The organism is uncultured Bacteroides sp., assembly GCF_949298305.1.
Lineage (GTDB): Bacteria > Bacteroidota > Bacteroidia > Bacteroidales > Bacteroidaceae > Bacteroides.
Genome location: NZ_CASFWU010000025.1, coordinates 1 through 24,488, shown reverse-complemented (window position 1 = coordinate 24,488; position 24,488 = coordinate 1). Strand labels below are relative to the sequence as shown.

At 53.3% G+C, this 24,488-nt stretch carries 14 protein-coding genes and 1 pseudogene; 5 read left to right on the top strand and 10 right to left on the bottom strand.

Features of this window, described 5'->3' with window-relative positions; genetic code table 11:
* Positions 1–18: 18 nt before the first annotated feature.
* On the top strand, positions 19–426 hold the full coding sequence (locus Q1Y74_RS05055) for a DUF4878 domain-containing protein (RefSeq protein WP_300812643.1): 408 nt from the start codon (positions 19–21) through the stop codon (positions 424–426).
* Positions 427–622: 196 nt separating this feature from the next.
* The gene (locus Q1Y74_RS05050; RefSeq protein WP_300812642.1) at positions 623–1,387 is read left to right on the top strand and encodes a helix-turn-helix transcriptional regulator; all 765 of its coding nucleotides are present in this window, start codon (positions 623–625) and stop codon (positions 1,385–1,387) included.
* On the opposite strand, the gene Q1Y74_RS05045 is transcribed toward Q1Y74_RS05050, so the two are convergent.
* From Q1Y74_RS05045 to Q1Y74_RS05035, 3 genes are all read right to left on the bottom strand, one after another.
* Positions 1,328–1,678: a hypothetical protein gene (locus Q1Y74_RS05045; protein WP_300812640.1), complete on the bottom strand. Its 351-nt coding sequence runs from the start codon at positions 1,676–1,678 to the stop codon at positions 1,328–1,330. The genes Q1Y74_RS05050 and Q1Y74_RS05045 overlap by 60 nt on opposite strands.
* Positions 1,679–1,681: 3 nt before the next feature.
* On the bottom strand, positions 1,682–4,009 hold the full coding sequence (locus Q1Y74_RS05040) for a TonB-dependent receptor (protein WP_300812639.1): 2,328 nt from the start codon (positions 4,007–4,009) through the stop codon (positions 1,682–1,684).
* 1,305 nt (positions 4,010–5,314) lie between these two features.
* Positions 5,315–7,051, bottom strand: a complete 1,737-nt coding sequence (locus Q1Y74_RS05035; RefSeq protein ID WP_300812637.1) for a bifunctional metallophosphatase/5'-nucleotidase — start codon at positions 7,049–7,051, stop codon at positions 5,315–5,317.
* A 320-nt stretch (positions 7,052–7,371) separates the two neighbouring features.
* Between Q1Y74_RS05035 and Q1Y74_RS05030 the strand changes: the two genes are divergently transcribed.
* The gene (locus Q1Y74_RS05030) at positions 7,372–9,501 is read left to right on the top strand and encodes a Tex family protein (RefSeq protein ID WP_300812636.1); all 2,130 of its coding nucleotides are present in this window, start codon (positions 7,372–7,374) and stop codon (positions 9,499–9,501) included.
* A 171-nt stretch (positions 9,502–9,672) separates the two neighbouring features.
* On the opposite strand, the gene Q1Y74_RS05025 is transcribed toward Q1Y74_RS05030, so the two are convergent.
* Complete coding sequence (locus tag Q1Y74_RS05025; RefSeq protein WP_300812635.1) at positions 9,673–10,560, bottom strand: CPBP family intramembrane glutamic endopeptidase; 888 nt, start codon at positions 10,558–10,560, stop codon at positions 9,673–9,675.
* Between the two features lie 310 nt (positions 10,561–10,870).
* Here Q1Y74_RS05025 and Q1Y74_RS05020 point away from each other — a divergent pair, with 310 nt between their 5' ends.
* Positions 10,871–11,920, top strand: coding sequence for a leucine-rich repeat domain-containing protein (locus Q1Y74_RS05020; protein WP_300812634.1), 1,050 nt, complete (start codon positions 10,871–10,873; stop codon positions 11,918–11,920).
* Between the two features lie 1,548 nt (positions 11,921–13,468).
* Here the strand turns inward: Q1Y74_RS05020 and Q1Y74_RS05015 are convergent.
* Together Q1Y74_RS05015 and Q1Y74_RS05010 are read right to left on the bottom strand one after the other, a co-directional pair.
* Positions 13,469–15,175 (bottom strand): M56 family metallopeptidase, encoded by a 1,707-nt coding sequence (locus tag Q1Y74_RS05015; protein WP_300812633.1) that lies wholly within the window; start codon positions 15,173–15,175, stop codon positions 13,469–13,471.
* Between the two features lie 12 nt (positions 15,176–15,187).
* Positions 15,188–15,553 carry a BlaI/MecI/CopY family transcriptional regulator gene (locus Q1Y74_RS05010; RefSeq protein WP_300812632.1) on the bottom strand — a complete coding sequence of 122 codons (366 nt, stop codon included), beginning with the start codon at positions 15,551–15,553 and terminating at the stop codon, positions 15,188–15,190.
* Between the two features lie 241 nt (positions 15,554–15,794).
* On the opposite strand from Q1Y74_RS05010, the gene Q1Y74_RS05005 reads away from it, so the two are divergent.
* Entirely contained in the window at positions 15,795–19,355 is a 3,561-nt protein-coding gene (locus Q1Y74_RS05005; protein WP_300812649.1) for a sugar-binding domain-containing protein, read from the top strand.
* A 167-nt stretch (positions 19,356–19,522) separates the two neighbouring features.
* Here Q1Y74_RS05005 and hcp read toward each other — a convergent pair whose 3' ends face one another.
* The 4 genes and pseudogenes from hcp to Q1Y74_RS04985 form a co-directional block, all read right to left on the bottom strand.
* The gene (gene hcp / locus Q1Y74_RS05000) at positions 19,523–21,178 is read right to left on the bottom strand and encodes a hydroxylamine reductase (RefSeq protein ID WP_300812631.1); all 1,656 of its coding nucleotides are present in this window, start codon (positions 21,176–21,178) and stop codon (positions 19,523–19,525) included.
* A 95-nt stretch (positions 21,179–21,273) separates the two neighbouring features.
* Complete coding sequence (locus Q1Y74_RS04995) at positions 21,274–22,404, bottom strand: PepSY-associated TM helix domain-containing protein (RefSeq protein ID WP_300812630.1); 1,131 nt, start codon at positions 22,402–22,404, stop codon at positions 21,274–21,276.
* A gap of 114 nt (positions 22,405–22,518) precedes the next feature.
* A complete protein-coding gene (locus Q1Y74_RS04990) occupies positions 22,519–23,934 on the bottom strand; it encodes a DUF4374 domain-containing protein (protein WP_300812629.1) in 1,416 nt (471 codons plus the stop codon).
* A gap of 307 nt (positions 23,935–24,241) precedes the next feature.
* A pseudogene (locus Q1Y74_RS04985) lies at positions 24,242–24,488 on the bottom strand (ligand-gated channel protein); the annotation flags it as partial.

Sequence of the window (24,488 nt, the reverse complement as noted above, 5' to 3'; positions counted from 1 at the left end):
TTAAAAATGAAAAAGCGTATGAAGAGATTTCTTTATTTAAGTATGATGGCTGTAGCCATGTTCGTGATGGCCGCTTGTTCTTCGACCAGCACTCCGGGCAAAGCATTGGAGCAATACATGGAAGCAGCCAAGAAGGGCAACTATGAAAAGTTTGTAGACGGCATTGCCTTCAAGGACGGTCTGAGTGGTGAAGAAATAGAACAGCAAAAGAAAATGTGGATCAGCCTCCTGGAAGAAAAAGGCACCAAAGAGTTTGAAAAGAAAGGCGGCATCGAGAGCATAGAGATTATCTCCGAAGAGATTGCCGAAGACGGCAACAGCGCTGTTGTCAAGTTCAAACAGACATTCGGCAACGGAGAAGTGGACGAAGACTCTCAGACCATGGTCAAGAAAGACGGCAAATGGCTGATGGATATCAACAAATAAAAATCTCTCTCAGAAATTTATCGGCATTACTTCCTGCTCCCGCGCTATGCCCCAAGCCATAGCGCGGGTGCTTTGTTTCGGAAAGCCGGATTGATTTACTCCAAACATCCCCGAAAACAATTCAAAAAAGCGCCCTCCCGTCTTTACTGTGCCCTGTACTTTTTATAATTTTGCACGGTCAATCAGAACATCAGTTATGCAACAAAAGGAGATAAACGACTTTTTTCGTCCTGTCAATTCGCGGATGGAAATTCCCGGCTGTGATTATGACAAGACCAGGATATGTATTGCCACAACCAATGCGCTGGCACGCAATACAAATCACAGTCTGTACATCATAGACTATCACCGCAAGAACTTCCTTTACGTATCGTCCAATCCGCTGTTTCTCTGCGGTCGTACGCCGGAAGAAGTGCAGCAGAAAGGTTATGCCTTCTATTTTGAGGTGGTTCCGCCTGACGAGATAAACCGTCTGATGGAAATCAACGAAGCCGGATTCCGGTTCTACTACAACCAGCCGATAGAAAAAAGACTCGACTTGTCCATCGAGTATAACTTTCATATCCGCACCTCGGAAAAGCATTCGCACCTTATCCACCACAAACTGACACCAGCCTTACTGAGTAACAGCGGAGATATATGGCTGGCTCTATGTACAGTTTCACTGTCACCGGAGAAAACTATCGGAGATGTAGTTATTTCAGACCATACATGTACTGACAGGTATTTCTACTCATTCGAGGGAAGACGATGGAGAAAACAGCCTGAACTGATTCTTTCCGACCGTGAAAAAGAGATTCTCCAGCTCTCCGTCAAAGGACTGTCGAACACGGAGATTGGAGAAACGCTCTTTATCGATGCCAATACCGTCAAGTTTCACAAGAAGAAACTTTTTGAGAAACTACACGCAGAAAACATCACTGAGGCCGTGGGTATCGCAGCCAATCTGAGGCTGATTTAGAAAGACGATGTAGAACTTCGGTAAAGTTGCCACTGGAGGATGGGTAGCGATGTATTCCTCCATCTTCTTCCGTCCAAGCCCGATGACCTTCTCATCGTTACATTGGTTCATCTTTTCTTTATCAATAAAGGCAATATGCCAGAAACCCAGATAACCGATTACATATCTTTCGATAGTAGCTTCTATCGGTTCGTCCGGACGCTTCATGGATTGAAGGCTGTTGCGGACATCCTTGTCGATGATGCCCACAACAGCCCATGAGAGATTTATGTAAGAAATGGATACTGTCATAAGTTACATACGGTTTTTCTGACTGTCTCCGGCTCCGGTTCCCTTATATTTGCTCTTCGTAGCATTGAACTTGTATCGTATGGTCATACCGAAACTGCGGCGCGATTCCGGCTGAAGTATTGTAATTCGGTTACCGCTGTACATCAGTATGTCCGAGGATGAAGTATTGAAGATGTCGTTGGCTTGCAGTTGTACGGTCAGTTTTCCATCCCAAAATCCTTTATACAGGGAAAGATTTACCGAACTTCCGGGTTCAATAATGCGGCAGCTGCTGTCTTCTCCTCGTGTGGAAGTCTCCAAATCTATGTTCAGTTGGAAATCTTTAGGAAAGCTGAATGTATTGTTCCACTGGAAAAAGCAGATTGGGTTGTTAAGATTTTTAGGTCCGTCGGGGGTATCCATCACAAACCATTGCTGGCTGTACATGGCTGCAAACTGTGGCGACCAGATACCTATCGTCGGCGATGCAGATAAGGTGGCATTCAGCTTGTCCACTTTAGGAACATTGGTATGCGTAAACAGAGAAATGGAAGGATCTGCATTTGAATATAATTTACTTACCTGTATCTGCATGTCCTTGATGCGACTGTAATTCACATTAAAATAAAGCCATTTCCAGGATGTATTGAGCGAGAGTGTATTCTGTATCGAAGAACGCAGCAGCGGATTTCCACTCTCATAGGTGTATTTGTTGCCATAGGTCACTGCACTGGACAGTTTGTAGTAGCTTGGCCGTTCTATGTTGCCTGAATAACTTACCATCAACTGAACCTTACCTATAGGATAGGATACGGACACGGACGGAAATACATTGTCGTATGTACGGCTTTGCCCATCCATTCTTTTTCCGAACTCATAGTAATCGGAGTTCAGATGCTCATACCTCACACCCGCCTGAGCTTGCAACTGACCGAAGCTGCGTGCATACATGGCAAAGGCAGATACGGCATTTTCTCTGATTCGGTTCTCGTTGTCAGGTATAATATTTTCATCGTTTACATAGCTGTCTGTGCGGCTGCTGTAAGTATATTCACCGCCTATGGAGAGATTGCCCTCCCATAACGGGTGTTCCATTATCAGTTTGGCGGCATAGAGTTCATTCCGACTTTTCCCCAGTGTATGGATGGTGCTGTATTCTTCCGTATGGTCCGATTGCTTGACATATTCTTCTGCCACGATAGGATTATTATTGTCTATCCACATTCCATCCACATTGAAATCCACATTCCAATCATTGAAATCCCCATTATAATAAGCATTCACGGTATGCCTGTTGTTTGTGGTCATAGAATGTGTATTACTCTTACTTTCTTCCTCTAATAGATTATCCACATGAATCGAAGAATTCATATCCAGTCGCATCTCAATCTGAGGGTTTCTGCCAAAGTCATACCTTACTCCCACCACCTGATTTTCGTTGAACTGATAATTCAAGGAAAGCATGGCTGCAATTTCCTGAGTGTGGAACGGACTTTTCATATCCGAGTTCTGTGTCCATACTTTATCAAGGTATGTTTTCTGTGTCAGTATCTTGTTTTCTTCAAACTTGCTGTCCCTGCCGAACAGCATTCCTCCGAGGTCGAATCCTCCCTTGCGGTAATTGAAGTTGAACTGGTCGAGCAAAGCAAGGTCATATTGGTATCCCACGTATGCACGGTTGTTGAAACCGAATCCTTCTCCCTGTGGCTTTTTGGTTATGATGCGAACAACGGCTTTTACCGAAGCGTCATACCGGGCGCCGGGATTACGAAGCACTTCTACGCTTATTATTTCATCGGACGACAATTGGTCAAGCTCCGAGCTGTTTCTCATTTTTCTTCCGTTGATATAGATTTCCGCTACTCCGCTTCCGAAAACATTAACCGAGCCGTCATCGGCAGACAAACCCGGTATTTTGTCGAGTAAGTCATTGCCTGTGCCGGCTTTTTCAAGCACACTTCCTGCCACGGTCGTCACCATGGCATTCCCTTTTACACGTGTCTTAGGCAAGTCGGCCTTTATTACGACCTCTCCTAATTGTTGTGCATCCGATAAGAGCTTCACGATACCTATATTGGCTGGAACAGTCGGTTTATACACGGTTTGATATCCGATAGAGGATATTTTCACTATCTGATTTTCCGATGTTGCCTCCAGAGTGAAAGAACCGTCCTCACCGCTGATAGTTCCGCTAACAAATGCCGAATCCGGCAAGGACAGTAGTACTACATTGGCGTAAGGCAAAGACTGGCTGTTCTCGTCAATCAATTTTCCGCTTAGGGTTTGTGCTGGCAAACTGACAGATAATATGCTACCAAAAAGTCCTGAAAAAAATACTTTGACCAATCTCATTGTATGATAGTTTTAGTTTTCTGCTGCAAAGTTCCCTACTTCGTGAGACTTTTCCACTACCCTGTAGAGTAGTTTTCACTGTAGAAGCAGAAATGAAGTTTAATAAGATTCTTCCGACATTTGGAGTGATGAATTCTCTATATTAGTCTCTGAAATTAATTCTTGGTTGGCAGTTAAGCCGAAATGCTGAAAACAGTGACGGAATTACCTGTAAAGGCAAGCCGAACCATCTACCTAAAAGACAACTTTTCTTTACATCTGTAAACATCTCACACTTCCGTAGCTTTTCACTTTGAAAAATGGGTTTTAACCCTAAGAGACCTGTGTTTCAAACATAAGGGTGCCATGTTTCAAACATAGACTCCTTAGGGTTCAAACATTCTCCATACAAGCTTATCCGGCATAAAAACACCTCTATTGAAAGAGCAAGGCATGAGTGATAATTTTTAATTACACACTATATCCTCTGATCGGCTAAAGCGGATTAACCTGACATCACTCGAATTGTAAGATGAGACTTTGGTATAGCGCAGTGTGGCAATGGAGACGGAAGATTTTGCGTCAACATAGATGCGTTCAGGGCGGGCTTAGGGATGACAAGAAATGAAGGCTATTCCCCGGTTCTTCGCACGCTCGTTTTCCCCTTTCCAAGTGGATAACTAACGGCTTGTCGAGTGAATAACTAACGGCTTACCCCAGCCGCTAACTAACGGCTCAAGTAGTGAATAACTAACGGCTTGCCGACGTGATAACCAGCCCGGCAGAAGTCCAAAAACAGATGGCTGCGAGTTGAAAATCAACGAAGTTAAACTTAAATGTCGTAAAGGCCTACCACCCCGCCCGCCGGGCACCCCTTCCTTCCTGAAGGAGGGGAGTCGGTTACCATCACTTACTAAAGAAAGCCCCCTCCAACTCTCCCCGAAGGGGGAGAAGTCCCGCCAGGGCGGGCTTAGAAGTTAAAGGCCAATAGACAAGATTATGAAGAATGAAGAATGAAGAATGAAGAATGAATTAACTTAACCTTCGCAAGCTCAAATTGCAGTTGACGAGCAACAAGTTAATGAGTTGACAAGGCGTTTGCAGCGGGCCGTTTCAAGCGGCACTATATCAAACAGGGCATTCCAGCCTTGTAGACTGGTTGACTGAAGCCTTGTCAACTAATAAGTTGAGCACTTGCGGAACTTAAATTAATTAACCATTACCAAACTATCGGCTTTTACTTCTAACGGAGCAAAGCGAAGTGATAACTGCTACAATTTCTTAACTTCCAGCAAAATATCAAGCCCGAAGCTTGAGTCAAGATAATTATTTCCCGAACAACAGCTCATAATCCCGACGGGCAGCCGATTCTGTCCATTCCTCGGGAACAAACTTCCACTGGTTCAAAGCGCGGGGTTCGATTACGCCCTGCCTTTCAATGTAGTTCATCAGATAGAATCGCAGGTCCTTGTCCGTAGAAGTGAGGATGCGCTCCTTCAGTTCGTCCTGCGCAATGCCGGCACCTTTTGTCAGCAGCTCTCCTCCCCCGTTGCCACGATAGGAATTGACAGCCACCTTATACCGCCTGTCCATATCAAAAGGGGTTCCGTCGGCCATGCTGACAATCTTCACCTTTTCGCCGGCAGGCTTGGTCACATCTACCGTGTAGATAATGCCCACGGCAGAATCGAAATTGTAACTGAAGTTCTGGAAGGCGGCCCGGTCTTCGGCTCCCTTCCTGCGCTCGGCACGCAGCAAAAGCAGATGGTCGTCGGCCGACTCCATCCGGTTGGTCCATAAAGAGTAAGACATCTCCAGCGCATCGTGTACCTCGCGCCCGGTCAGGCTCATGGTGTACAGCATATTCTCATACTTGTACAGATTGAACATATCGCTTACCGTCACGTCCCCTTCCTTAATCTCTGTGTCGTAAGACAGAGGAGCCGCCAACGAAATGTCGGCACCGCTGATAGCCAGTTGCAACGTGTGTATCAGGTCTACAAAAGCCGAAGGGCCGAAGTAGGCAGGGCGGGTGGAAGCCGTCGAGGTGAACGTTCCTATTTTCTTGGAAACAAACTGCCGTACCACCTCGTACTGGGATTCAAATTGCTTCATAAACTCTTTGTCGGGGGCGTAGGCTTCGATGGCTGTCAGTTTACCGCGGGTTTCCTTGCCTACCACTTTTCCCTCCTTCAGCTTCAGGGCTATCTCCACATCGGCTACCCAGCGGGCTGCATTGGCAGGATTGGCCACCAGCACCGAGTCGCCTTCTACATTCACCACCTTCCGGCACTCCAGGGCATGGTCGTGCCCGAACAGTACGACATCGAAGCCCGGCACCTTGCGCGCCACCTCTACCGAAGCATTCTCCCTGTACTTGCCGCCCAGCAGACAAGCCTGCTGTCCGGCATGAAACAGGCCGATTACCACATCAGGCTTTTCCTGCTCGCGGATGGTCTTCATCCAACGGCGGGCGGTCTCCTCCATGTCGTTGAAACGAAGCCCTGCCCACAGATTCTCGGACAGCCAGACCGGAATGGCAGGCGTAATCATGCCCAGCACGACAATCTTCACCCCATCACGTTCCAGCACCTGATAGGGCTTGAAGTGCGGTTCTCCCGACCGGACATCCACGATGTTCGCACCCAACATCGGGAAACGGCAGTCACCCGCCCAACGGTCGAACACGGCCCGGCCCGTCTCGATGTCATGATTCCCCATACTCCCGGCATCGTAGCCCATGTAGTTCATCATATCGGCAGCCAGGTGGGTGGAAACCGTATCTACGAAATTATAATAATAGACCGAAGGCTGTCCCTGCAGGATGTCGCCATTGTCCAACAGAATCAGATTGTCACCGTAGGTCTCGCGCTCCTGCCTCACAAAGCTGCTGACGCGTGCCAGGCTGCCGGCCGCCTCCCGTTTCTGCATGAAGTCATAAGGATAATAATTGCCATGCACATCGCTGGTCTCTACAATCTTCAACCTCACCTCCCGCTCCTGTGCAGACAGCAGAAACAGCGAAGCAAAAGCCGCACTCAAAAAACAAGTCATTCTTTTCATTGCAATCAGTTTTTTCCAATTTAATTCAACTTTCGCAAGCTCAAGTTGCAGTTGACCAGCAACAAGTTGACGAGTCAACCAGATGTTTGTGGCAAGCCCTTCCAGAAATTGAAGGCAATCTGCCAACCCCGCGGCAAAGATAGGAATTTATTCAAGTCCCGCAAATGGCCGCACGCCCCGGAGCATGAGAAAACACGACAAGATTCGCGGTCTGACGCACCCGCTATCCGACTGCGTTCATAAAGTTAGCGCCGTCCAAGGTTTCGTTCTTTAAAAAATAATCGTACTTTTGGGCCCACGTTTAAACAACCATTTCCACTATGACCCCACTATTTCTACACCTCATATCCGCAGCCACCGGCATCTCGGAAAAACAGGTGGACCAGACCCTGACCCTGCTGGAAGGCGGAGCCACCATCCCATTCATCAGCCGCTATCGCAAGGAAGCCACAGGCGGACTGGACGAAGTGCAGATTGAATCTGTCAAAAGTCACTACGAGAAGCTGAACGAAACGGCCAAACGAAAGGAGACCATCGTCAACACCATCAGCGAGCAGGGGAAAATGACCGACGACCTGCTGAAACGCATCGAAGAGACCTGGGACGCCACCGCTCTGGAAGACATCTACCTGCCTTACAAACCCAAGCGCAAGACTCGTGCCGAAGCTGCCAGGCAGAAGGGGCTGGAACCGCTGGCCACCCTGCTGATGCTGCAACGCGACCCGCACCCCGAGGTACGGGCTGCCGCCTACGTTAAAGGCGACGTAAAAGATGTGGACGACGCGCTGAAGGGAGCACGAGACATCATTGCCGAACAGGTGAGCGAGAACGAACGGGCACGCCACACCGTGCGCAACGCTTTTGTCCGCCAAGCCGTACTCACCGCCAAAGTGGTAAAAGGCAAGGAGGAAGAAGCCGCCAACTACCGCGACTACTTCGACTGCTCCGAGCCCCTGAAGCGCTGCAGCTCGCACCGCCTGCTGGCCATACGCCGGGCCGAATCTGAAGGACTGCTGAGGGTCAGCCTCTCCCCCAATGACGAAGAATGTGCCGAACGGCTGGAGCATCAGTTCGTACGCAGCCACAATGCCTGCGGACAACAGGTGGCCGAAGCCGTGCAGGATGCCTACAAGCGTCTGCTGAAGCCCTCCATCGAAACGGAATTTGCCGCCCTGAGCAAGGAACGGGCCGACGAGGAGGCCATCCGCGTATTCTCGGAAAACCTGCGCCAGCTGTTGCTGGCCTCGCCGCTGGGACAGAAGCGCGTCATGGGCATCGACCCTGGCTTCCGCACGGGCTGCAAGGTCGTGTGTCTGGACGCACAGGGGAACCTGCTCCACAACGAGAACATCTACCCCCACCCGCCTGTCAACAAGCCCAAAGAGGCTTTTGCCAAAATACAAAAGATGCTGGAGGCCTACCGGATAGAAGCCATAGCCATCGGCAACGGAACCGCCAGCCGCGAGACGGAGGAGTTCCTGAAGCAGCAGACCTTCGGCCGCGAGGTGCAGATTTTCATTGTCAGCGAACAGGGTGCCTCCATCTATTCCGCCTCGAAAATAGCCCGCGACGAGTTCCCCGACTACGACGTAACCGTACGCGGGGCGGTATCCATCGGCCGCAGGCTGATGGACCCGCTGGCCGAACTGGTCAAGATAGAGCCCAAGTCAATCGGTGTGGGCCAGTACCAGCACGACGTAGACCAAAGCAAACTGAAGAAGTCGCTGGACCAGACGGTGGAAAGCTGCGTCAACCTGGTCGGTGTCAACCTGAATACGGCAAGCAGCCACCTGCTCACCTACATTTCGGGCCTGGGGCCACAACTGGCACAGAACATCGTGAACTACCGGGCCGAAAACGGCCCCTTCGGGTCGCGCAAAGAACTGATGAAAGTGCCGCGCATGGGTGCCAAAGCCTTCGAGCAGTGTGCCGGCTTCCTGCGCATCCCCGACGCCAAGAATCCGCTGGACAACACGGCCGTACATCCCGAAAGCTACGGCATCGTCGAGCAGATGGCCAAAGACCTGGGATGCAGCGTCAGCCAACTGATTGCCGACAAGACCCTGCGGCAACAGATAAAGCCGGAGAAGTACATCACCGACACAGTAGGCATGCCCACCCTCAAAGACATCTTGCAGGAACTGGAGAAGCCCGGCCGCGACCCGCGAGGCCCCATCAAAGTGTTCGAGTTCGACAAGAACGTACGCACCCTCGACGACCTCCGCCCCGGCATGGAACTGCCCGGCATCGTAGGCAACATCACCAACTTCGGTGCCTTTGTAGACATAGGAATCAAAGAAAACGGCCTCGTCCACCTGTCGCAGCTGGCAGACCGCTACGTGTCCGACCCCAACGAAGTGGTCTCCATCCACCAGCACGTCCGCGTCAAGGTATTGAGCGTGGACAAAGAACGTAAGCGCATCCAGCTGAGCATGAAAGGCATGGAGTAAATACCTCAAGTTTAACCGGAACTTGAAATACTAAAAAGAAAAGTGGCACGCAGATGACGCAGACAAGACGGATTTCCACAGAGATAATTCATCTTGGTTTACAAGAAAAAAGCTGTGAGAATCTGTCTTATCTGCGTCATCAGTGTGCCAATCCGTTCACACGTTCCCCTGTCACTCCTCTTTTCCGTAGTGCTTCCGGCAATAGCCGAGGACGAGCACGATACCTGCCACCAGCAGGACCGAGCACAGGAGAGAGCCTTCAAAACCGAAACTTCCTCCATTAAGCAGAGTGGCATCGGACAGACGAAGAGAGAGCAGGCTCTCCCCGAAATCGTTACCGCTTACCTTGTAACCCAACACGGGCCCCTGAAACCAGTTCCAGAACCAATGCAGAGCAATGGGAAAACAAAGATTGCGGGTAAACAGATAGGATGCTCCCAGCAAAACACCCGCAAGGAAAATATTCAAGAACGGCAGGAACGCGAAATTAGGATTGAACAAATGGAACAAAGAGAACAACAGTGACGAAAGGCCCAATGCCACATACCTGTTGAAACCGCCCTCCAGCATACGTCCCAGTACAAATCCACGCATCATCAGTTCCTCGCAGACGGCCACCAGCAGGAAGAAAGACAAACTCAGCAGCAACGCCGGAAGTGAGCCGGCAAAGCCCGTCACCTCTACCGCCCCCGCCAACAGGGAGACACCAAATCCAACCGCATAAAGTACGGCGGCCAGCAGCAATCCAGCCAGCCAGTCTTTCCATCGTCCGGCCGTCGAGAAGCCAAGCACCGACAAAGGCAGCCTGCGCAACCGCAAAACCACCCATGCAGAGACCACAACCGACACCAGCATCAGTCCCTCATTCAGCAGAGACAGATACATACCCTCCTCCACAGTTCGCGGTGCCCTGTCCAGACCCGCAGCCACCAGAGGCAGACCGAGCAAGCCCACCACCAAAAAGAACAGTACGACAAACAACGCCAAGTCGCACACTACCAGCCCCCACTGCTTCAGATGGGAGAACACCTCACCTTTCCTTACATCATTATCTTCCATTGTTTTTCTATAAATTGAAGTTCTACAAACGGACAATAGGAAGAAACTATAATCAGCCGACAACCCGCCATGGCAAATCAAGCTCCCCCTACCGATGACCTCATATCCGGACTAAATTTCTCTCTTTCGTTAACATCAGACAAAAGTAACAATAAAAAGAAAAAAACTTCGCTTTGCTTGCTACAATCTTTCTATATTTGAAAAACCAATAATATGGATCAGGAAATCGGAATACATCTTTCAGCCGTATTTATCCGCGACAGAAAATAATTCCGGTATTTCCAATCCTTTTACTAATACCTATCAGACCATGAAATTCAAAAAAATACTGTTGTTAATGGCGGGAGCAGGAATTGCACTCACCGCCTCGGGCCAAAAGGCCCAGACCTTCTATGTAGCCCGTCCAGGTACACTGATTGAACTGATGACCGAAGAAGAGGCTAACGAAATCACCCACCTCACCCTGCAAGGCAAGCTGAACGCCATCGATTTCCGACACCTGCGGGACGAGTTCAAGAATCTGGAACTGCTGGACATCTCAAACGCCTCCATCAGCACCTACGCAGGCAAGAAAGGCACCTACCCCGACCGTTTCTACATCTACCCGCCCAACTGCATCCCGGCCTATGCCTTCTGCAAGCAGACCAATGACAGTTCTTACACCGGAAAGGCCACCCTCAAGCGGGTCATCCTTTCCGACAAGACCAAGAACATCGAAGACGCAGCCTTCAAAGGTTGCACCAATCTGAAGATTTGCCAAATCCGCAGGAAAACGCCCCCCAATCTGTTGCCCGAAGCACTGGCAGACAGCATCACGGCCGTCTTCGTCCCCCTCGGATGCAGCGACGCCTATCGGAACAAGGAACAATGGAAAAGTTTCGCCTTCATCGAAGGAGAGCCTTTGGGAGTGACCGTGCAAGTAGGCATGATGAGTAGCCTGGCAACCGAACTCCAGCGGAAAGGCATACAACCCAAAGAAGTTAACTTCCTGACCGTAGAGGGTAAACTGGACGAGGCGGATTTTACCCTGATACGCGACTACATGCCCAACCTGGTTTCGGCAGACCTGAGTCTGTGCAACTCAACTGTCATCCCCGACTATACCTTCACCCAGAAGAAGTATTTGCTCAACATCCGTCTGCCCAAAGGACTGAAAACCATTGGCCAACGGGCCTTCAGCGGATGTGGACGCCTGTGCGGCACGCTTGAACTCCCGGCTGGAGTAACGGCCATTGAATACGGTGCCTTCATCGGTTGCGAAAACCTACGCCATGTTTTGGTTACCGGCAACCAGATTACGACACTGGGCGACAATCTCTTTGGAGAGGAACCGAACAAGCTTGTCTATCCTGAAAAATAAGACAGGAAAATAATACTTTTAAGTCCCTCAAGGGGATTAGAAGTTTAGGATCTTCCGAAATTTGGAGTGATGGACATAGGAGATTGAAAACCAATAAAAAACATTATCTTATATATCGTTAATACATTGATTTTCAATAGTAATTCATATTACGAACTATAAATGCACATTGTTGGTGTTATCCGTCTTTAACCAATACTTTATTAACCCTAAACATACTCTTAATCAAGATGTTCGGGAAGGGGGTATTAGCATAAGGCGGTATTGCATACATAAACCTGTCACTCCAAATTCCGGATGAGCAAAAGTAAAATTTACTGCATCCTCATTTCTATAAAATTAATCAAACTTGCTGAACTTAAAAGAGGCCCTCTTTACATTTTGCCACTTTGACGTTCCTGATACACGAGAATTCGTTTTTCGGCCTTCTGTCCTGACTGCTCGGAAAAGCGAGAACAAAATCTTGTAATCAACAGAACGCAGAAAAATATCAAAATATTACATTTAAAAGAGAGAAAGAAACGTCTCCCTAATGCAGAAATACCCTCTTTACAGTTCCCCAAAGTCACATTATTGGTGCCAACTACCTTTCCGAAAAGGCTTTATGACACTCTGCACAAATATTCTACGCACTCCGAGCAAACAATCTGCGCAGACGAAGCAAACATGATAAACGGACAAAACAAGCATAATGAACGAACGAAGCAAGCTCGGTGGCTACCCCAAACATGCCTAAACAACGTATTCAATCTCTATCTTACTTTTTTAACCGAAAGCGCATATCAGCCTAGCGCTCTTTATGGTCACATCTTGTAAGTATTTTCTGCCTTATTCATGCACAATGAAAGTACTTATCTTAAACTATGCAATGGGAAACTATGAGATAGAAACATTCATCTAAGCCTCATCCAAGTATATGAAGCCACAACATCCCCCCCACACGATTCTTAGACGGTCTATCCAATCCTAACACAAGCGCTCCCAAAAACGGATGAATACGTCAGAATCATTATTGAATCCGTATTCATCCGTTACCCAGGAAATTCAACAAAAAACACATTCTGTTTCACTCCTTTACTACGACCTATGTGCGGGAGGAGGAGGCACGTCCGGGTGATGGGGTTCCTTGTGATGCGGGTCTTTCTTCCCATGCGGTGCCTTATGCGGCGGACGATGCTCCTTCGGTGGAGGAGGAGGCCCTGGCTTGTGTGGAGGACGAACGGCGCAAGATGCCACCAACAGTCCCAACAAGACAGCTCCCAGGCAAAATGTTCTTCTCATCTTCATAGCACAATCAATGTATTTATGGAATCCCTTCCGGGCTTCCGTTCATATTCTGTCATGCCACAAAAGTATGAAAGAAATCGGAACATGCAAGGGGAAGAAGGCCATAAAGAAGGTAATTAATGGTTAATAATGCTGCCAGTCAAGAATTGAAATTTTCAGCCGTAGATGATGCGGATTCATATTTTCATTCTATACAGGCCATTTGGCAAAGCCACTGAAACAAGTACATTCCGTACTATCTACGGCTAAAAAAGTATTTCACTATTCCTTTACTTTCTCCACACTCAGGCCGGGATTGACGGTGTAGCGGAGGGTCAACGGCTTATTATAGGCGGCTCTGAGCACCTCCTTTACATCCGTTACCACACCCATCGGCACATCGGCATCCACCTTCAGCGAGACGGTCATGTCTGAACGTCCTGCCTGAAAGGCTTCCACTTCTTTGCGCAGTTCCTTCAAGGAGACTTGCTTCAGCGCCTTGCTCGCTCCATTCGAAGAGAGCAGAGTCAACTCTATCGGAAGAGCTTGCAAGGGATCGGTCTTCTTGAATTTGTGCGGTTGTGCAAAAGTAACCAGAATAGGAAATACCTTGTCCAAAGCCGCTTCGTCCGCAGTCCCCAGTTCAGCAGCCACTTCACAGCGGAGCTGGCTGTAGACGTCCTTCACCGTGTACAGATAGAGACGCATAGCCTCTGCCGAAGCGCCTCGGTCGTATTGTATCTGCAAATCGGAACGGAAGGGTTGTCCCGACTGTTTTGCCTGCTGATAGTCTTGACGCAATGCATCGGTCAGGTGCTTGCGGATGAAATCTGCACAATCGGTCGGCGTTCCTTCCTGGTCTATCATCACCTGATTGAGGCAGTTGACCAACAGCGCGTGTGTCGTCTCTCCCGGAGCAGAAGCAACGGCACCTCCGCCGTCCTTGAACTTACGGGCGAAGTACTGCTCCAGAAGTTCGTATTCGTCCTGACAGGCGGTATCCTGCAATTGTTCACTGACCTGCGGCTTCACCATCTGCTCCACCGCATTCTTCACTTCAGGCCGGGCAAACGCATAGAGCGTCCCCGACACTACCGGCACGAAGAGCAACAGCTTCAGTCGTGCCGCGGGATTGGTTCTTTTCTTTAACATCATATTGATACGTTGTTTTAGCTTGCTGTGTCCAAAGCCGCTGGCCATAGAGTAGAGCCTTGTGCCAACGGATTTCTTCACGAGCAAAAGTTGATATTGAGTAGCATCGATGCCATGGGAAAGTACGCCGTTGTCGGCCTCGAACTCGTGTACCTCACGCAGTTCGCGCATCAGCAGCCAGGCGACAGGATTGAACCAGTGGATGACAATGAGGGCCTCCATCCAGAGCAAGTCGAAGGTATGACGATATTGCAGGTGCATCCGCTCGTGCAGTAACACCTCCGTACAACGACGGTTGTAGTCGTCCTGCGAAAGGACGATGGTCCGTCCCCAACTGAAGGAGACATTCTTCTGCGGACAGACAACCAGCCGGAAGCCTCCATACTCCCTGGACGGACAACGACGCAGCAACTGCCTGACCCGCCTTGCCGAAAGCAGGAAGAAGCCGAGCGCCAGCGCCGCCCCGCCCGCATAGAGGCACAGAAGGAAAGATTCCCAACGGAAGGGATGACCCTCGTCCGCCAACGGCACCGAAGCCATGTCCGCCCGGAGAGAAGCTTCCACCGCTTCCGGCCGCGCAGACTCCTGTAGCCCGACATCGTCCTGAGACGGCTCCAGCAGCAGGGCTTCGACCGCCGCCATCGGTTTCTGCCACAGGCCACCCTGCGCCACGTCCACCTGCACGAGGGGCAGCAGCAGGCAGCCCAGCGTTCCACCCAGCAACAGGAAGCGGTTGGTGCGAAACAGGGTATCGCCACGGAAGCACAGCCTGAACACGAAATAGAGCACCGTCAGGCAGAGGGTGGACTTGAACAGATAGAACAGAAAAGTACCCATATCTTCTTTCTCCTACGCCTTCCGTCGGCTTTCAATCCGCTCTATCAGCGCCTTCAGTTCGTCCAGCGGCATGTCCTCTTCTTCCACAAATGCGGACACGACATTGACAAACGAATTGTCGTAATAGTGGGCAATGACGTCATTCAAGGCCGAACGTTTGTAGTCCTTGGCCGAGACAAGGGGATAATACTGATAGGTATTTCCATAGGCCCTGTAGCCTACAAAGCCCTTCTCCTCCAACCCCCGGACAAGCGTGGAGACGGTATTGTAGTGAGGTTTCGGCTCGTCGTAGAAAGCCAACAGTTCGCGGACAAACATGGGGCCGTGCTCCCAGAACATCCGCATGATTTCTTCTTCCTTAACGGTCAATCGTTTCATGGTCTTTGTTGCTTTATCAATGAATGGACAGTGCAAAGATAGTGATTATTTCCAAACAAACAACTAATAGATGCAGTTATTTAACTAAAACATACAGGAGATATGTAATGAATGCTTCCACTTGCATAATCCGGATATTTTCCCTACCTTGCCACACAGTTATAAATCAGCACGTATGAACCGTTACCTTAAATTCAGACAAGCCCTTCTCGTCCTGGGAACAGCTACCCTGGCGGCCTGGATGAGCAGCTGCGGAAAAAACGCCGACACCTCCGGTCCACGTTCTACTTACTACACCCGTGGCATCGGGCAATATCCCGGTTGTCCGCAAGAGGACTTCTCGCCCGAACTGCTTCCGGACGACACCTACCGCAACCTGGCACGGATGCGTGCTGCCTACCAATCGTCAAGCTACGACTACAACCTGACTGCACAGCTTGTGACAGACGGCATCGTGACTCGCGAACAACCCCAATGGCTGAACCTCTCCACCCCTGATGGCGACAAACCACGCAGGGAACGGGAATGGATGATAGACGAAGGCCCCTACTCACGCAATGTGACCGTAGGCGAAGACACCTATTTCCAATTCAGCCTGCACGAATACAGCAAAAGGACCGACCGCCTCTACCTGCGGGGTACCCTGGCCTACCACGCCGATGTGGCGGGCAAAGGTTACGAAATTGATTGCCAAGGCTCGAACGACGGCACTCACTGGGAGCTGCTGGGACGGACTGTAGGAAAGGGACTGCCCGGCAAGCCTTCACGACAGACCATGCACTCCGACCCCAACAAGCAAAGCGAACAAGGCAACCTGCCCGTGCGCATCATCGAACAGGAACTTCCCTTGGAACGCATAAGCGACTTTACCCACTACCGGATTTGCTTCAAGATGCCCGGAGCCGCCTATTGGACTATCCACGACCTGAACTTCTACCTGAAAGACGAAATAGTGGAAATGAAGCCTTCGCAATTCTTCAACAGTGCCTGGATGAGCGCCGGCAACGGAGAAGAATGGATCTACGTGGACTTAGGCACAGTCTCCACCTTCGACCGCGTGATACTGCACTGGATTGACAAAGCCTCGGAGGGGGAGATACAAACCTCGGACGACGCCCGCCAATGGAGCCGTATAGCCAGCCTGCCCGGAGGCGAAGCGCCGACAGACGAAATAGCCGTGAAGGGCAAAGCACGCTACGTCAGAGTGCTGATGAGAAAACCGCTGAACGGAGAGCGCTACATCCTGAGCGAACTGGAAGTGATGGGCCGGGGCGGACTGGTGCCCCACCCTGTCCCGCAGCCGGAACCCGCAGACGGGAACATGCTCCTGGCCGGAGGCGGATGGAAGTTGCAACGCGCCTCGGAAGTGCAGGCCACGGGCGAAGCAATTTCCACTCCCGACTATAAGCCCGATGGATGGGTGACGGCAACGGTGCCGGGCACAGTGCTGAGCAGCTACAAGAACATAGGTGCCCTCCCCGACCCCAACTATGCCGACAACCAGCTGAACCTGTCCGAGTCGTTCTTCAATGCCAACTTCTGGTACCGCAACGAGTTCACCGTGCCCAAAGGGTTTACCCGCCAGCACACTTTCCTCTGTTTCGACGGCATCAACTGGAAGGCCAACGTCTACCTGAACGGCCAACGGGCAGGACGACTGGAAGGCGCATTCGTCAGGGGGAAGTTTGATGTGACGGACCTGATTGTACCGGGCAAGAACGTGCTGGCCGTGGAGATTGTAAAGAACAGCCACATCGGCGCCGTGAAGGAGAAGAACAAGCAGAGCACCGACTTCAACGGCGGCATCCTGGGAGCAGACAACCCGACTTTCCACGCCACCATCGGCTGGGACTGGATACCCACCATCCGAGGCCGTAACATCGGCATCTGGAACGACGTGAGACTGACCACCACCGGCCCGGTGACCGTATCCGACCCGCTGGTAGAGTCCGTGTTCCCGCTGCCCGACACCACCTCCGTACGCCTCACGGCACGGGTATGGGTGAAGAACCATGAGCCGGAAGCCGTGAAGGGCATGCTGGAAGGACGGATAGGCGACATCGACGTCAGCGTCCCCGTAGAACTGGAAGGCGGCGAGGAGCGCGAAGTGGTACTCACCCCCGACCGTTTCCCCGCCCTCGCCTTGCAACATCCCCGTCTGTGGTGGCCCAACGGCTACGGCGAGCCTTACCTGTACGACGCCAGCTTCACCTTCCGCACGGGAGATGCCCCCTCGGACCGGAAAGACTTCAAGGTCGGCATCCGACAGATGACGTTCAACGAGGACAACGGCATCCTGAACCTCTACATCAACGGCAGGCGCTTCATCGGGCGCGGCGGCAACTGGGGCTTCAGCGAATCGAACCTGAACTACCGCGGACGTGAATACGACGCAGCCGTCGCCTACCACGCCGACATGAACTTCAACATCCTGCGCAACTGGGTAGGCATGATTGGAGACGAAGAACTCTACGAGGCCTGCGACCGCCACGGCATCCTGGTGTGGCAGGACTTCTGGCTGGCCAACCCGGCCGACGGCCCCGACCCGTACTATCCCGACCTGTTCATAGCCAACGCCGAAGACTACGTGCGCCGCATCCGCAGCCACGCCTCCCTCGGCCTCTACTGCGGACGCAACGAAGGCTTCCCGCCCGAGCAGATTGATAATGCCCTGCGCCGTATTGTAAAAGAAGTACACCCCGGCCTGCACTACATCTCCAGCTCGGCCGACGAAGTGGTGAGCGGACACGGCCCCTACCGCATGCTGCCCGCCAAGACCTACTTCACGCTGGAGACCGGCAACGACAAGTTCCACAGCGAGCGGGGGATGCCCAACGTGCTGACCTACGAAGGCTTCCTGCGCACCTATTCGCCCGAAGGCATCTGGCCGCAGTCCGACGAATGGGGCATGCACGACTACACCCTGGAGGGGGCACAGGGCGCCACGAGCTTCAACGAAATCATAGCCCGCGGCTACGGCGAGCCGCAGAGCGCGAAGGAGTTTGCCGAACTGGCCCAGTGGGTAAACTACGACGGTCACCGCAGCCTCTTCGAGTCGAGAAGCAAGAACCGCATGGGACTGCTGATGTGGATGAGCCATCCGTGCTGGCCGTCGATGGTGTGGCAGACGTACGACTACTACCTGGAGCCTACCGCCGCCTACTTTGCCATCAAGAAGGCATCGGAGCCGCTGCACATCCAGTGGAATCCCGCCACGGACGACGTAGAAATTGTGAATTACAGCGCAGGCAGCCGCAAAGGACTGACGGTAAAGGCACAAGTGCTGAACATGGACGCTTCGATAGCCTGGGAAAAAGAGATGACTGCTGACAGCGACAATGACAGCACCAACAAGTGCCTGAAGCTGACTTATCCTGACGGACTTTCCAAAGTACACTTCATCCGCCTGCAACTGCACTCGGCAGAAGGGAAGGTCCTCTCCGACAACTTCTACCACCGCAGCCTGGAGGAGGGGAACTACACCGACCTGAAGCGGCTGCCTCAGGCGGAACCGGACTGCCAGGTAACGAGCAGCCGCGACGAAGCCGGCAACTGGCAGGCCACCGTCTGCCTGACCAACCGCTCCGCCGCCCCCGCCCTGATGACCCGCATCAACGTCAAGGGCGACCGCGACGGCGACCAGTTCCTGCCCATCCTCTACTCGGACAACTACTTTGCCCTGCTGCCCGGCGAGCAGAAAACGGTCACCGTCCGCTGGAAGGACGTGGACACACGGGGAAACCGCCCCGTCATCCACGTGAGCGGATATAACGTAGCGGAGAAGGCATACACTCCCCGGTAAAGACCGGGCTGCCGATTGGGGCACGAAGCACAAGATGGCACACGGATGACACAGATTAGGACAGATTTCCACAGATATAAATAGGTATATCTCATTGTGGTTATCTGTCCGAATCTGTGTCATCCGTGTGCCATATCCGCATCAGACGGCAGCCACCTGCCGCCTTGTCAGGACAGAAGGCCGAACTCCATCAAGTCCTGCTCGACGGTGCCGATGCCCGCCACACCGAAGTTGTCTACCAGCACCTTCAGCACGTTGGGCGAAAGGAAGGCAGGCAGTGTGGGACCGAGGTGGATGTTCTTCACACCCAGGCTGAGCAGGGCGAGCAGGACGATGACGGCCTTCTGCTCGTACCAGGCGATGTTATAGACAATGGGGAGCCGGTTGATGTCGTCCACACCGAGCACCTCCTTCAGCCTCAAGGCAATGACGGCCAGCGAATAGCTGTCGTTGCACTGTCCGGCGTCCAGCACGCGGGGAATGCCGTCAATGTCACCCAAGGGGAGCTTGTTGTAGCGGTACTTGGCACAACCCGCCGTGAGAATCACCGTGTCCTTGGGCAGCGAGCGGGCAAACTCGGTGTAGTATTCGCGGCTCCTCATGCGGCCGTCACATCCGGCCATCACCACAAAGCGGCGGATGGCGCCCGACTGCACGGCTCCCACAATCTTGTCGGCCAGCTTCAGCACCTGCTCGTGGGCAAATCCGCCTACCAGCTCACCGCTCTCGATGTCCACCGGAGGCTGGCACGACCTGGCCGCCGCAATGATTTCGGAGAAGTCCTTGCTGCCGTCGGCGTTGGTATAGATGTGCTTGCAGCCGGGATAGCCCGCTGCATTGGTGGTGAACATGCGCTCCTTATAGACGGCATCGGACAGGGGCGGCACGATGCAGTTGGTCGTAAAGAGAATGGGGCCGTTGAAGGTGGTGAACTCCTCGCGCTGCTTCCACCAGGAGTTGCCGTAGTTGCCTACAAAGTGGTCATACTTCTTGAAGGCGGGATAATAGTGGGCGGGCAGCATCTCGCCGTGCGTATAGACGTCGATGCCCGTGTCGCGGGTCTGCTCCAGCAGCTGCTCCAGGTCTTTCAGGTCGTGACCGCTGACGAGGATGCCCGGCCGGTTTCTGACGCCCAGGTTCACCTTCGTCACCTCGGGACTGCCGTATGCGGCCGTATGGGCGCCGTCCAGCAGAGCCATGGTCTTCACCCCCCAGCGGCCCGTCTCCAGCACCAGCGACACCCACTCCTCCACCGTCAGGGTACAGATGGCCAGTTTGGCCAGCGTCTGCTGCAGGAAGGCATGCACGTCGGCATTGTCGGCTCCCAGGCGCATGGCATGGTCGTGATAGGCCGCCATGCCCTTCAGGCCGTACATCACCAGCTCCTTCAGCGAGCGGATGTCTTCGTCGGCCTCGCTGAGCACCCCCACGCGGCGCGCCTTCTCGGCGTAGTCTTCGCGGCGGCCGCGCCAGTTCAGCTCGTCGATGTCCGGCAGGACCACATGGTGGCGCTCGGCCTCGCTGATGAGCCCGTCGCGCAGGACGATGGCGCCGTCCACCCGCCGGAGGATGCTTTCATCATCGAAATTGACATTGGTGACAGTGGCAAACAGCGCGTCCACCACAAAGACATTCACCTCGTCGGGAACCATGCAGCCTGCCCGGCGCAGAGCATCGGCCGCCACCGAGATGCCTTTGACCACGAACAACAGCAGGTCCATGGACTGCGCCGTCCGACTTTCTTTACCACACACACCTTTCAGGACGCAGGCTTTTCCGCCGGCCGTCTCCTGACATTGATAACAAAACATGTTAGTCTCCATTTTCTTAACTGAATATAAAGTAAGGGTTCGTATGTACAGGAAACACACGAACCCTTCTTTCGGTTTGAAACCCGGAGCAGGTTTCACTATTTTTGTCACTCTGCCCGCTTGCGCACCAGCCGCTTCAGCCACAGGTAGTAGCCCGTCAGCGGCAGGGTGGCGCCCAGCAGGGCAGCCGCGAACCAGAGCAAACGGGTCAGCAGTCCGCCCCAGCTGCCGGTGTGCAGGGAGTAAATCCAGCCGCGTATCTTGCCGGAGTTGTCCAGGGTGCGGTAGAGCGTGCTGCCGGTCAGCTCGCCGGTGTGGGGGTCGAAGGTATAGCGGTCCGAAGCGCGGGTGTTGCCGAAACGGTTGGCGGGAATGCTGGCCGTGCCGTCGGCAATGGTAATCTGCGCGGCATCGGGATTCTCCTGCCGCAGGCGGTCATAGACTTCCTGCCAGCAGGCGGTGCGGAGTTCCGGCTGCTGCCCGCGCCGTTCCTTGCCGCTGCCTTTCTGCCTGGCATGAACTGCCGCGTTGCCGTGGCCCATACCCGGCTTGGCCTCCACACCGAAAAGGGCATAGAAGCCCGTGCGATACCAGCCGAAGGACCATGTGAGCCCCGTCAGTGCCATGACGAGCAGCAGCAGGAGCGCATACATGCCGCCCGCCGCGTGCAGGCCGTACCAGAAGCAGCGCCAACCCTTGCGGACACGTATCTTCAGGCTGCCGGCCAACGCCCGCCGCGTCCGCGGCCACCAGACGACGACGCCCGAGACGAGCATCGGGACAAACAGCAGCGTGCTGACGCCCACCACCAGCTTGCCCCAAAAGACACCGTCGCCCGAGGGGCGGCTGTCCAACAGCCAGCGGTGCAGGCTGAACATGGAGGCAAAGAAGGGCAGACGGCCCGAACGGCCCGTGACCTCGCCCGTATAGGGATTGGCATAGACCGATGTGCGCGACGGCCGGGACAGGGGCAGCTGCCATGCCTTCGTGGGGTCGGAAAAGACGGTGATGCCCGTCACCGTGACGTCAGGGGGCAGCGTGGCGGAGACGCGGGCGACGACCTCGTCCACCGGCAGGGGACGGCGGCCCTGGGGGTCGACATTGAATACTTCGGGACGCCCCCACTCCGTCACTTCCCGCTCGAACACGAGCATGGCGCCGGAGAAGCAGACAAGCGTGATAATCAGTCCGAACGGGACGGACAGCCACAGGTGAATGTTGCGGAATGCTTTTCTCATTGCATAGGTTGAATTAGGAATGGACCACAGATGACACAGACCGGACAGATTCACACAGATTGAGTATCCGTGCCTATCTCGTCGCATCTGTGCCATCTGTGGTTAAATCATGTTTTACTCACTCTCCAGACGCCCCACGCCGTTGAGCGAAGTGGCCTTCACCACCAGTCCCTTGTGGGCCGTGGCCGTCGAGGGCTCGATGCGGTAGATGGCCGGATAGCCCGAGGAGGTGGTGACGGCGATGTAGGCCGTTCCGTTCTCCATGTAGGGCGTGTTGCCGAAGCCGCTCACGTCCGCCGGGAGGCCGCTGACGAAGGAGAGCTCTCCATTAGTAACGTTAAAGACGGCCAAACGGTTCGCTACCTTGTCCGAATCGGTGATGGGCTTGTCGTACATCAGCAGCAGGAAGTAGTTGCCGCCCACGTACCAGCTGCGCAGGAAGGAGGCACCGCCGGCCTTCTCCTCCAGGTTGTAGTAGTAGGCCTCGTCGAAAGCCTCGGCCGCGATGTTGATGCGCACCACGCCGGCGGGCAGGGTGGTCTGCTGGCGGCTGTCCTTCATGGTCTTGGCGTAGGAGGGCGAGAACACGTACATGTAGCCGTCGTCCGCCAGCCAGTTCATCTGGTAGTACTGCGAGCGGTTGCGGCCGCAGGCGTAGCTGATTTTGTCGGTCCGGATGAGCTTGTAGTCCGTCAGGGTATGGTCGGTGAAGATGGCCATCCAGCACTCGTCGGGGTATTGCGTCCACTGCAGCTCGTCCTTGTCGTAGGAGCCGCTGCCACTGCCGCCTGACTCGGTCTTGATGAGGTCCTCATAGCCGGGACGCACCCACTTGTGGGGATTGCCGTCGTCGTCCCGCTGCATGCAGCCGTACTGGCTGAGGCCCATGGGCACGGCGGCGGCGTAGAGCCGGGAGCCCACCTGCGCCAGTCCGGCCAGAGTGACGTACTCGCCGTTGCCCAGGAAGTTCTCGGAGAGGAAGGGCGTCGAGGCGGTGACGGAGTTGCTGGTATAGGTCTGGTTCTCCACGTCGAGGTAGGAGGCCAGGAACGACTGGGGCACGTAGCCGTTCTCGTCCTTCAGACCGGTGGGGCCGTCGCCCGTGGAGGTGGTCATGATGTACTTGTCATAGTAGCCGTAGGTGGTGAAGCGGTTGACGTAGTACTCCTGCGAACGCTTCTGCAGCGCGCCGGCGGCGTTCAGGACGAAGGACTGCGTGGTGCCTGCCTCGCCCTGGTTGTAGTTGAGGGCATAAAGATAGCGGTTGCCGTAGAACACCCAGTAGGTGGCGCCTTCGTTCACCAGACCGTTGCCCTGGGTGGTCACTTCGCCTTCGTCCAGCGAGGGGGCGGTCAGCAGCACGTAGGTGTCGGTGCTGCTGCTGGTCACGGTGGCGGCTATCACGTAGTTTCCGGTGGAGGTTCCGGCGCCGTTGCCGGGGTTGTTCGGTTCGTCTTCCGAGCAGGAAGCGAGGGCCATGCCGCCCAGTGTGGCGGCAAAGAGGCCTGCAAGTAAGTGGTTCTTTTTCATCTTTCTCTTCTGTTTAATTGGTTCTGATATTTGTTTCAATGTTGCTTAACTGCGTATCGTCACGTACAAGTCACTGCTTTGTCGTCTTCCATGTACTGCCTTGATGTGATTGGAGTGCTGGAAAGATATAAATCAAGTAACATGATTATAGAAATCAAGTAACATGATTATGAGAATCAAGTAACATGATTATAGGAATCAAGTAACATGATTATAAGAATCAAGCAGACGATTATACATCCAAGTGCTGCTTCTACACCCACAAGTCAGTACCTTGGCAACTACAAGGCGGCTGCTTGTGCCATTGTCAGTCGCCAAATTGTACCCGTATCTTGCCGTAGAAGGCACGTCCGGCCTTCTGGAGGCTGAAGTTGTCGTACAGGTCGGCATCGGTCAGGTTGCGGCACTCCACGGAGAAGTTGTAGCGGCCGCTCTTCAGACTGTAGGTCAGCGACAGGTTGTGGGCAAACTGGTCGGGGACGATGTAGTCGCTGCTGCTGCCGATGACCTCGGAGTAGTAGGAGAACGAGTGCGTCCACTGGTTGTCGTAGGTC

Coding starts and splice junctions, on each gene's coding strand:
- Q1Y74_RS05055 (WP_300812643.1), top strand. CDS start 19: ATGAAGAGATTTCTTTATTTAAGTATGATGGCTGTAGCCATGTTCGTG.
- Q1Y74_RS05050 (WP_300812642.1), top strand. CDS start 623: ATGCAACAAAAGGAGATAAACGACTTTTTTCGTCCTGTCAATTCGCGG.
- Q1Y74_RS05045 (WP_300812640.1), bottom strand. CDS start 1,678: ATGACAGTATCCATTTCTTACATAAATCTCTCATGGGCTGTTGTGGGC.
- Q1Y74_RS05040 (WP_300812639.1), bottom strand. CDS start 4,009: ATGAGATTGGTCAAAGTATTTTTTTCAGGACTTTTTGGTAGCATATTA.
- Q1Y74_RS05035 (WP_300812637.1), bottom strand. CDS start 7,051: ATGAAAAGAATGACTTGTTTTTTGAGTGCGGCTTTTGCTTCGCTGTTT.
- Q1Y74_RS05030 (WP_300812636.1), top strand. CDS start 7,372: ATGACCCCACTATTTCTACACCTCATATCCGCAGCCACCGGCATCTCG.
- Q1Y74_RS05025 (WP_300812635.1), bottom strand. CDS start 10,560: ATGGAAGATAATGATGTAAGGAAAGGTGAGGTGTTCTCCCATCTGAAG.
- Q1Y74_RS05020 (WP_300812634.1), top strand. CDS start 10,871: ATGAAATTCAAAAAAATACTGTTGTTAATGGCGGGAGCAGGAATTGCA.
- Q1Y74_RS05015 (WP_300812633.1), bottom strand. CDS start 15,175: ATGGGTACTTTTCTGTTCTATCTGTTCAAGTCCACCCTCTGCCTGACG.
- Q1Y74_RS05010 (WP_300812632.1), bottom strand. CDS start 15,553: ATGAAACGATTGACCGTTAAGGAAGAAGAAATCATGCGGATGTTCTGG.
- Q1Y74_RS05005 (WP_300812649.1), top strand. CDS start 15,795: ATGAGCAGCTGCGGAAAAAACGCCGACACCTCCGGTCCACGTTCTACT.
- hcp (WP_300812631.1), bottom strand. CDS start 21,178: ATGGAGACTAACATGTTTTGTTATCAATGTCAGGAGACGGCCGGCGGA.
- Q1Y74_RS04995 (WP_300812630.1), bottom strand. CDS start 22,404: ATGAGAAAAGCATTCCGCAACATTCACCTGTGGCTGTCCGTCCCGTTC.
- Q1Y74_RS04990 (WP_300812629.1), bottom strand. CDS start 23,934: ATGAAAAAGAACCACTTACTTGCAGGCCTCTTTGCCGCCACACTGGGC.